Source organism: Alphaproteobacteria bacterium, from assembly GCA_018662925.1.
Classification (GTDB): domain Bacteria; phylum Pseudomonadota; class Alphaproteobacteria; order 16-39-46; family JABJFC01; genus JABJFC01.
In genome coordinates, this window is sequence record JABJFC010000074.1 from 20,115 (window position 1) to 29,728 (window position 9,614).

At 42.2% G+C, this 9,614-nt stretch carries 9 protein-coding genes; 4 read left to right on the forward strand and 5 right to left on the reverse strand.

Going from position 1 to position 9,614, the window contains the following annotated elements:
• Positions 1-29: 29 nt before the first annotated feature.
• Positions 30-1,043, reverse strand: coding sequence for an ABC transporter substrate-binding protein (locus HOL16_06230; protein ID MBT5390284.1), 1,014 nt, complete (start codon positions 1,041-1,043; stop codon positions 30-32).
• Between the two features lie 8 nt (positions 1,044-1,051).
• On the reverse strand, positions 1,052-2,038 hold the full coding sequence (locus tag HOL16_06235; GenBank protein MBT5390285.1) for an ABC transporter substrate-binding protein: 987 nt from the start codon (positions 2,036-2,038) through the stop codon (positions 1,052-1,054).
• Positions 2,039-2,244: 206 nt separating this feature from the next.
• Here HOL16_06235 and HOL16_06240 point away from each other — a divergent pair, with 206 nt between their 5' ends.
• From HOL16_06240 to HOL16_06255, 4 genes are read left to right on the forward strand one after another with little or no spacing between them, the layout of a single operon-like run.
• Positions 2,245-2,619: a YraN family protein gene (locus tag HOL16_06240; protein ID MBT5390286.1), complete on the forward strand. Its 375-nt coding sequence runs from the start codon at positions 2,245-2,247 to the stop codon at positions 2,617-2,619.
• Positions 2,620-2,677: 58 nt separating this feature from the next.
• Positions 2,678-3,472 carry a BON domain-containing protein gene (locus tag HOL16_06245; protein ID MBT5390287.1) on the forward strand — a complete coding sequence of 265 codons (795 nt, stop codon included), beginning with the start codon at positions 2,678-2,680 and terminating at the stop codon, positions 3,470-3,472.
• A gap of 6 nt (positions 3,473-3,478) precedes the next feature.
• Complete coding sequence (gene gshB / locus HOL16_06250; protein ID MBT5390288.1) at positions 3,479-4,429, forward strand: glutathione synthase; 951 nt, start codon at positions 3,479-3,481, stop codon at positions 4,427-4,429.
• 28 nt (positions 4,430-4,457) lie between these two features.
• Positions 4,458-5,972: a YifB family Mg chelatase-like AAA ATPase gene (locus tag HOL16_06255; protein ID MBT5390289.1), complete on the forward strand. Its 1,515-nt coding sequence runs from the start codon at positions 4,458-4,460 to the stop codon at positions 5,970-5,972.
• Between the two features lie 21 nt (positions 5,973-5,993).
• Here the strand turns inward: HOL16_06255 and HOL16_06260 are convergent, their stop codons facing one another.
• The 3 genes from HOL16_06260 to HOL16_06270 all read right to left on the reverse strand — a co-directional run bounded on the left by HOL16_06260 (position 5,994) and on the right by HOL16_06270 (position 9,386).
• The gene (locus HOL16_06260) at positions 5,994-8,255 is read right to left on the reverse strand and encodes a flippase-like domain-containing protein (GenBank protein MBT5390290.1); all 2,262 of its coding nucleotides are present in this window, start codon (positions 8,253-8,255) and stop codon (positions 5,994-5,996) included.
• A gap of 79 nt (positions 8,256-8,334) precedes the next feature.
• Positions 8,335-8,880 (reverse strand): DUF924 domain-containing protein, encoded by a 546-nt coding sequence (locus tag HOL16_06265; GenBank protein MBT5390291.1) that lies wholly within the window; start codon positions 8,878-8,880, stop codon positions 8,335-8,337.
• Between the two features lie 74 nt (positions 8,881-8,954).
• A complete protein-coding gene (locus tag HOL16_06270; GenBank protein MBT5390292.1) occupies positions 8,955-9,386 on the reverse strand; it encodes a hypothetical protein in 432 nt (143 codons plus the stop codon).
• Positions 9,387-9,614 lie beyond the last annotated feature (228 nt).

The following is a 9,614-nucleotide window of genomic DNA, read 5'->3' on the forward strand; positions in this document are numbered from 1 at the left end:
CATTTTTAAATGATAGGGAGATTCCCCACTTACTCTCCAGAAATGATTTCCGCCTTAGAGATAACTCTCGGGGGAACGGTTATCCCCAAAATACCCGCACTTTTCTTATTGATATAGGTCCCCGCAGCTTTTGTTTGGACAACCGAAATTCCGCCAGGATTTTCTCCCCTTAGGACGCGCGCCAAAAGCCGAGCCACTTGGAGTCCTTGTTCGAAGTGACTTATGCCCACGGTCCCAAGAGCCCCTAGCCGAACCCCCTCCGAATCACTGGCAAAAACGGGAATCTTCTCTTTGTGCGCAACAGCAATCACATTTTCCAAGGCCGAGACAACCGTATTATCCAATGGGATATATATAGCGTCCACCTTCGGCAGTATTGCTTGAGTCGCCGTCAAAATTTCCGTAGCTTTAGCCACCGGCATTTCAACGATTTGTATATTAGGCGCGATTTTTTTAAGGTAGTCTACTTGAGCAACAGAATTTGCTTCCCCAGGGTTGTACAGAACCCCTAAACTTTTTAGATTTGGCAGAATTTGTTTTATCAGTGCTACTTGCTTTTCCATGGGGGGGAAATCCGTTACCCCAGTCACGTTTGAACCTGGCTTTTCTAGACTCTTCACAAGTTTAGCTGCTATGGGATCTGTTACCGCCGCAAAAACAATGGGAATAGCATGCTCTCGATCTGCAGATTTTGCCGTTTGAGCCGAAGGCGTCGCGATGGCCATAATGGCGTCCGGTTCTTGCCCCACAAATTTCTGAGCAATTTGGGCTGCCAAGGAAATATTCCCTTGAGCATTCCCCTGGAGAACCGTCAAATTTTTACCTTCTATAAATCCCTCTTTTGCAAGCCCCTCTAAAACACCATCTCGAACAGCATCGAGAGCTGGGTGTGAAACAATTTGAGTAATGGCGAGGGTTTTAAATTCTTCCTGTGCGTAAGCACCAGAGAACAAAAAATTAAAAAGCACTAAGAAACCAATCGCCCTCAAGCAGCCTTTCCCAGACCAAGGACATTTCTGGAACTTCTCAATATTTATGCGCATCATTTTTCTCATTCCAAAGCCTTTGTGGCTTTCTTAATAATTCCATCGGGAATGGCTATATGAATTTTTTTGGCGGTTTTTATGTTGAGAGTTAGCTCGGGTATATTAGAGATAATAGGAGCAACTTGTGCCACATTTTGACCAGAAAGTAATTGAACTACTAAGCCGCCTGTATCTCGACCAACCTCATATTGATTGTTCGCGAGAGCAGCAAGTGCTCCTCTTTCCACGGATTCACCATCACTTGTAAAAATTGGAATTTTATTCTCATAGGATACCTTCAAAACCCCATCGAGTCCTGAAACGACTGCATTGTCATTGGGAATATATATGGCTTCGACTTTTCCAACGAGAGACTCTGCCACAGACCGAACCTTGTTGGAAGAATCTGCTGGGGCCAATTGAAGCGTAATGCCCATTTTGGTCGCCAACTCATCAAGTGCTTTCACCTGATTTATAGAATTTACCTCTCCTGGGTTGTATATTACACCCAAATTTTTGAGGTTCGGGATCAAATTTTTGATCAAAGCAATCTGAGCATCCACAGGAGGAAAGTCGATGGTTCCCGTCACTTTTGAAGTGGAAAGATCAACACGTTTTAAAAGTTTTGCCCCTACGGGATCAGTGACCGCGCTAAAAACCAGCGGAATATCCGTTTCCTTGACTGCCGAGAGAACAGATTGGGCTGAAGGTGTTGTGATCGCCACAATAGCATCGGGATTTAACCCCGCAAATCGCTGCGCTATTTGTGCAGAAAGTGCAATGTTTCCCTGGGCGTTATCGTAAACTATCTCCACTTTTTCACCCGTTTCCTTCTCAAAGGCAGCAAGCTCATGAAGAACGCCCGCTCTAATTTTATCCAAGGAAGGATGCTGCGTGATTTGTGTGATAGCAACGACTTTTTTTGCTAGCGAGCCCTCTATAGAAAGAACAGCTGACAAAGTAAAGATGGTTAAAAAAGTAAAAAGTTGTTTAAGAGTTAATTGGGTTTTCATGATTAAGACCTTTCTGAGAGAGAGTTAAAATAGACGCAGCACTAGGGTAGTTGCAATACCACCATCGCCCCTCTCTCCAATAATAAGCCTTATGTATAAAACCGTTCTCTAACATTTCATATCCTTAGCTATGAGTTTTTAACGCTTAGCAAAAGCCCTATTCAATGTCAATGTGTAACTCAAACAAGCCAAGGAAGGATAAAAATATGTTTTGCAAATCCGACAAGAAACAAAGGGGATTTTGGGGATGGTGGAAAGGGAAGATTGCTGAACATATAGCTGTCATTCTACTGATACTAAAAGGATATAGGATCCTCCAGTGTCGATATAAAACTCATGTTGGAGAAATTGATATCATTGCCACTCGAGGGAAACTTTTGATCATGGTCGAAGTAAAATACAGGCCTAATTTATTACAAGCTTCTGAGTCGGTTACCTTTCAGCAAAGAAAGAGAATTGAAAAAACCTCAACATATTTTTTGTCTCATTTCCCACATTTTGTTAATCATTCTATCCGATATGACGTTATTTTGTTGACGTCTAACCATTGGCCAGTACATTTGAAGGGTGCTTGGTTATAAGTTTATTTTGGAGTTTTTCAACGTGTCTAAAAAATTTTCCCCACTAACAATTCGCTTAATGACTTTTTTTGGTTTAGGAAGCAGCCTGTTGTTTCTTTCAGCCTGTGAACCCGTGGCCCTTGTCAGCACGGGAGCAACCGTTGTGAATACTTCAGCCCAAGAACGTGGATTTTCAGGCTTCGTCAGTGACTCAGATATTCGCGTTCAGATAAATTACACGTGGTTCAAAAAGAATGTAGACATGTACCGCCAAGTCAATCTTTCCGTTCAGAGCGGACGAGTTCTGTTAACCGGAGCAGTTTCAAATGAGGAAGCAAAAGAAGATGCCATGCGCCTTGCTTGGCAAGCCGATGGTGTTAGAGAAGTCATCAACGAGCTTGATGTTTCCGATGAGCAAACTATTGGTGAATCAATAAGCGACGCCTGGATTTCTACTCAGATCAGAAGTGAATTAATCTTCACCGAAGACGTCAGCTCCTCCAATTATACGGTTCATACTGAAAATGGTGTCGTGTATCTCTTAGGAGTCGCTCTCAACCCCGAAGAATTGGATAAAGTCATTGAGGCTGCTCGTACAACAAGCGGTGTCGTAAAAGTGGTAAATTACGTACGCTCTTTGGACGATCCCATTTTCAAAACAAAACCAAACCCACCAGCATTTGAAGAACGACCCGTGATAAAAAAGGGCATAAATAAAAGTTTGAAACGCACCTCTAAAGCGGCACTCCGTCAGGTCTCCCTTAAGAGGACAAAGAGAGGCGTCAAACAGAACAACGCTCCATCAGCACCCACCAATTCAAGGCTTCCAGAAGTATCTGCCACCCCACTTGACCCGCAAGCCAGAAGAGTCTAGGTCGGCATGTCCCTTTTTGTTGCCATTCAAATGGATCCCATTGAGTCCATTAATATTCAAACGGATTCAACATATTTACTGGGGCTAGAAGCCGAAAAAAGGGGACATCACCTTTTCTACTATACGCCGGAGAATTTGATTTTTTCTGATAACCAGCTAAAAGCATATGGGCATCCCCTTTACTGGAGAGAAGATAAATCCGACTATTATACCCTGGGAAACCCCCAAACTGTCTCCTTAAACGAATATGATGTTGTTCTGATGAGACAGGATCCGCCTTTTGATATGGCGTATATAACGGCCACTTATCTTTTGGAGCACCTCAAAGAGACAACTCTGGTTGTAAATAACCCCCGTGAAGTCAGAAATTCTCCCGAGAAACTTTTAGTGACACACTTTCCTGACCTCACACCGCCTACTCTCATCACTCGGAATAGAGAGGAAATCACCGCTTTTCGAAGCAAATATGATGACATCATCGTCAAACCCCTATACCTCCATGGCGGGAAAAACATCTTTCATATCAAACCCCATGATGACATGTTCTGGCCAATTGTAGATTTGCTCAGTGAACAGAAGCGTGAGCCCCTTATTTTTCAAAAATACTTTCCAAGTATTTCGACAAAGGGAGATAAGCGCGCAATCCTTATTGATGGTAAACTTGTAGGCGCTTTTTCGCGTATTCCTCCCAATGGCGATTTCCGAGCCAATACTGTCCTAGGGGGATCCATAAAGAAAACTCAACTGACCACACGAGAGACGGAAGTTTGCAATAAAATTGGGAAGTTCCTATCAGACCACGAGCTTCTATTTGCCGGCCTTGATCTTATAGAAGAACATGTCATTGAAATTAACGTTACGTCCCCAACGGGCATCGCTGCTCTAAATCAGCTGAATAATGTGTCCGTCGAAAGCATCTTTTGGGATACGATTGAATCTTCTATCAGTCCACCATAATATTTACTAAGTTAATCAGGAAGGTAATATGCATGCACGTACAAATACTGTGGCATTTCAAGGAATCCAAGTTCTAAGAATTGACACTCAAGTCCAAATCTATACAGGGGGGAATGTCTCCTTTAATATCGTTGGACTCCCAGACAAAGCCGTGGCCGAATCCCGAGAACGCATACGCTCGGCCCTATACGGGATGGGGCTCTCTCTCCCTCCCAAAAGAATTGTCGTGAATTTATCTCCCGCAGATGTTCAAAAAGAAGGAAGCCATTACGATCTTCCGATCGCTCTAGGGCTTCTCGCAAGCATGAATACAATTCCCATTGAAGAAGTCGCGAGATACTCGGTCTTGGGAGAATTAGCCCTGGACGGTCGCATCAGTTCTGTTGTTGGCATTCTGCCGGCCGCTATTGATGCTGTAAGTCAAGGATTGGGGCTGATTTGTCCTGAGTCCTGTGGCAAAGAAGCAGCCTGGGCCCATGATCTAGAAATTCTTGCCGCCCCGACACTATTATCTCTCGTCAACCATTTTCATGGCCGACAAATCCTTTCCAAGCCAAGCATCGAACTTAAACAGGAAGAAACGACTCAACCAGATCTGAAAGATATCAAAGGACAGGAAACAGCAAAACGCGTCTTGGAAATTGCCGCTGCGGGCGGACATAACATGTTGATGACCGGCCCCCCCGGTTCTGGAAAGTCCATGTTGGCAAGTCGCTTGTCTAGCATCCTTCCTCCCCTTTCTCCCAGTGAAGCTTTGGAAACCAGCATGATCCACAGCCTTATGGGGCATCTGAGAGATGGTAAAATTATAAGAAATCGCCCCTATCGCGACCCACATCATTCTGCATCCCTCCCAGCACTTGTGGGCGGGGGACATAGGGCTCAACCTGGAGAAATCTCTCTAGCCCATAATGGAGTCCTCTTTTTGGATGAGCTGCCTGAATTCTCAAGACAAACTTTGGAGTCCCTTCGGCAACCTCTGGAGTCCAGAAAAATCATCGTTTCTAGAGCCAATGCTCGGGTTACATATCCTTCCAAATTCCAGCTAATTGCTGCCATGAACCCCTGCCGGTGTGGATACATGGATGAACCTAAGCGTGCCTGCAGTCAAGCGCCTAAATGTGGGGAAAAATACCAAGCAAAGATTTCCGGTCCTTTATACGATCGTATAGATCTTCATGTGCATGTTCCTCCTCTCTCGCCCTTTGATTTGGAAGGAACTTCTCCCCGGGAAAAAAGCGCTGATGTTTCCAAACGCGTCTTTGCAGCACGCCAACTACAAATTGAGCGATTCAAAAAGCGGAATTTACTCCAAAACATCCGTACGAATTCAGAAGCTGACGGTGAGATTTTGATGGAAATTGCCACCCCTGATAGAGATGGAATTGATCTCCTCAGAGAAGCGACTCAAAAACTAAATTTATCTGGGCGAAGCTATCATCGAGTCCTTCGTGTGGCTAGGACAATTGCAGACCTGGCTTGCCAAGAGGATATTCATCGAATTCATATTGCCGAAGCTCTTGCCTATCGCCGATATTGTTAAAGTATCCTCATTCTGCTTTTGCTACGAAGTTGAGAGGACCGCAGCCGTTTGAGAGTGCTTTTCAGTGGAAACTGATTCTTTCTGAGTACTGGGGAAACGACTCTTCAAAAGACACGCTCCTAAGATCAGCCAAAAGCTTCGCTGATACAACATATCATGCACAGTACAAAAAATTCCCATTGCACACATTATTAAAAGCGTGACTCTATCAGTTAAAAAACCCTCATTCCTCACATTCCACAAAGATTGTCTAAGAATCCAAAAGAACCCGCCACTGAAAATGAGAAACCCGACAATACCAGATTCTGCCAAAAGCCATCCTATTGAACTATGGATTACAATTGGAATGCCATCTACTCCCATGTGTGTGCTAATAAATTTCCCAATTCCAGAACCAAATATTGGGGTTTCCTGAAACATTTTCAATGCATCAACGAGGGTCTGCATTCGCTCTCCATCAGAGTTCATTCGGAAAACCTTCTTTACAACCTGAAAAGAATAACGTACGGCGCCACTTGTTGTCATAGAATTCATAAAAAAGGAAATGACATGTGGCAAAGTTGCTATGGCAGTTGCTAAAAGTGCTATTTTCCCCAAGAGTATAACTTTCAAATAGCGAAAATAAATACTTAAAATTATGAGACCAGTTGCAACGCAATATCCAACCCTAGACTTAGCATGAAAAAGCCCTGCTAATATAATTGCTGTCAAAATTATCCAAGTAAACCTTTTCATATTTGCATACTGATCTGCATCCCCTTTAAAAGCTGAGAAGGCAATTGACGCACCAATTAAGAGCTGAAAAGAAAATGCATTAGGATTTTGAACAAATCCCAGTAACTGTGAATTTCTTACGAAATATTGTGTGCTTCCTCCCACGTTAATCGTTACCATTTCTATGAAGCCAAGCAGAACAACTCCTGCAAGTGCAAAGACGAACGTCCGCGAAAATGTTGTGAAAGCACTGAGACCTGCTTCTGATATGATAAGTGCTCCGGTTCCCACGTACCCAAGTATGATAAACCAACCTACCAACCGATTGTAGAAAGCCCAATTGACAAATCCATAGTCCAGGTAGCCAATTAAAAAAGACAAACATATTATTGAGGTAGCCCCCACCAAAAGCAACTCAATGCCTTGAATTCTCAAAAATTCTTTCCTATTTTTCTGCTGGATATAGCGAAAAAGAAAAACAAACCCTCCGACAATTGCAATAGGATCAGCTAAATTCACACTCAAGATATTGTTGCCAAATGGGATGTAAACTTGAAAAAGAACAAGGGTAGCCGCCAAAACGGGTAAAAAGTAGCTTAGGAAACGAGAATAATCCGGACCCGTTTCTTTATATTCATGTTTTTTTGCCTCAGAAACAAACTTGCTCGTGCTCCCTATAATCCAAACTAAAACCATTGAAAGAAACAAAACGAAAAGTGAAAAGAGGCCTACCATCAAGGAAATAGCTAAGGCGTTAGCCTCTAAAAGCCCAAGAACCCCATAAGCGTAGACAGCACTCAGTTCCCTGATTCCCCATCCAGAAAAACTAATTGGGACGCTTGCCACAAACATTATGATTAATGAAGCTGCCGCAAAATCTGCCACATTCATAGAAGGAACAAACGAACTGGCAAGGGCTAAATACCCAAAAAGCATACAGACTTGTGTAAGAAAAGTAAGAATCCCATCTCTCAGCACACTTAGGAGTGTTGAAACATTAAACAAAACACGTACCATCCGTTGAAGAAGATGTGGATTCGCAAAGATGAAAACTAAAGTAAGAATAGAACTTACGGATGCAATCAGGACGATTAAGTCAGTCCCCCCATTAGCAATATCAAGAACTATGTCTTTTGAAAGCCACAAGAGACCTAAAAAGCCAGTTCCCCCTAAAACAAATAGTGATAGAATCCGCTCATAAGCAGTCATCACAATTGTGGAAGATGTTGAAACCCCCATTCTAGACAGAATAGTTGCACGAGAAGCAGTTTGCCCAATAAACTGTAAGAACAAAAGTCCTCCCAGCAACCCATACAAAACGGCCTTAACTGATACTAGAAAGGACAGTTTAAGTTTGAATGTTCTCGCGACAAAATAAAACCTGACACAATTGAGGCACAAATTTAAAAATATCGCCAAAAACGCAATGGATAATACCCCAGGTGAAAATAAAGTTATCGAGGAAAAAATATTCGCAATTGAAATATTAAGGAACAAGTATAGAAATGAAGCAAAAGTGACTCCCACCACAAACAGGGGGAGAAGAAGTTTTGGAGCTTTAAAATTCATCTTCATCTCTCAGTATAACGTCAAACTATGATGCGTATAACAGAAACTTTTCTAAGAAACGACCTAAAACTACATTCCCCTAAAAAGACGACCCTTCTTCTTGCAAAAAGTCCTTTTCCTCCGGCGTAGAAGCGCGCTCTAAGATGTCATTGCGGTGAGGGAATCTGCCAAACCGAGCAATAATATCCCGATGTTGGATAGCATAATCATAACCCTCCGGAATCGATTTGAACAAATCAACACACTTCTCTTGGTCCTCCAACGATTCACTGTGCATGAAGGGCATATATAGAAAATGCCTATGCTCTCTGGATACAAGTTTTTGATTCATCTTATGGTCAATGGCTTTCTTGGCTATTTGTAATGCTCTACTATCTGATGAAAAAGCTTTTTCAGTCCCTCGAAACATATTGCGTGGAAATTGATCTAACAGGATCACCAACGCCAAAGCGCCTTCTGGAGATTTCGTCCATTCATCATACGCACCCTCCATAGCAAAATGATAATGGGACATAAATTTGTGTCTTATCTCTTCATCAAATTCCATATCTTTCATGTACCACTTAGGTTGCATTCCTTCTGCAAACCAGAAGTCGAGAACATCTTGGTATGAAAAATTAGCCATAGAGAATTACCCCTTATTAAAGAGGTATTATCACGACAAAGGTAACAGAAAATCAATGGATAAATTCTTTCTGACTACTCACTTAAAGCAGTGGTGATGCTCGAAGCAGTCTTGGGATAATCAGCCGCATAATCACTCATAATCATATCTACGAGCTCTGTATCCTTCACCACAAATGGAAGAACTTGCTCTCTGTAGCCAATGCTACTTTCCATCTTATCCAGAAATGTCCTTCTCAAACGTTCATGTTTTTTTGCATTTTTTATAACATTCTGAAGCAATCTCCCTTCTGTCTTCGCATGCTTCACCACATCGATTAAAATGAAAGTATCATAGGGATTCAACATCAAATGCGTATCCATGTTCTCCGGATCAATCAGAATTTGACGCGCCACATCTCTATCATGCCCTCGATCGGGATTACGAATTGAAAATGAAGTCGAACTTATTGAAATCACTCCAAAAATAATTGAAATCCCTAAAATAGGGGAAAATAAACGATTCATTTTACTACCTCTAAACAAAAATAAAACACCTCATACTCTAACTTTATTATAAAAACATAAAATTATGACTATAAAAGTGATATTTATACTTTAAAACAAGCGACTGTAACCCCTAGATCCGAGATAGAGAAACAAAAAAGCTCTGAGTACGAGGAAATAGCTGGAAAAGGAGAGAAAAAGGGTTACACTCTTTAGGTGAAAACGTAACCCCTTCTTAAGAAATATTAT

Excerpts from the sequence above, each read along its gene's own strand:
- HOL16_06240 (MBT5390286.1), top strand. The coding sequence starts at position 2,245 with ATGTTTTGCAAATCCGACAAGAAACAAAGGGGATTTTGGGGATGGTGG.
- HOL16_06260 (MBT5390290.1), bottom strand. The coding sequence starts at position 8,255 with ATGAATTTTAAAGCTCCAAAACTTCTTCTCCCCCTGTTTGTGGTGGGA.
- HOL16_06255 (MBT5390289.1), top strand. The coding sequence starts at position 4,458 with ATGCATGCACGTACAAATACTGTGGCATTTCAAGGAATCCAAGTTCTA.
- HOL16_06265 (MBT5390291.1), bottom strand. The coding sequence starts at position 8,880 with ATGGCTAATTTTTCATACCAAGATGTTCTCGACTTCTGGTTTGCAGAA.
- HOL16_06245 (MBT5390287.1), top strand. The coding sequence starts at position 2,678 with ATGACTTTTTTTGGTTTAGGAAGCAGCCTGTTGTTTCTTTCAGCCTGT.
- HOL16_06235 (MBT5390285.1), bottom strand. The coding sequence starts at position 2,038 with ATGAAAACCCAATTAACTCTTAAACAACTTTTTACTTTTTTAACCATC.
- HOL16_06230 (MBT5390284.1), bottom strand. The coding sequence starts at position 1,043 with ATGCGCATAAATATTGAGAAGTTCCAGAAATGTCCTTGGTCTGGGAAA.
- HOL16_06270 (MBT5390292.1), bottom strand. The coding sequence starts at position 9,386 with ATGAATCGTTTATTTTCCCCTATTTTAGGGATTTCAATTATTTTTGGA.
- gshB (MBT5390288.1), top strand. The coding sequence starts at position 3,479 with ATGTCCCTTTTTGTTGCCATTCAAATGGATCCCATTGAGTCCATTAAT.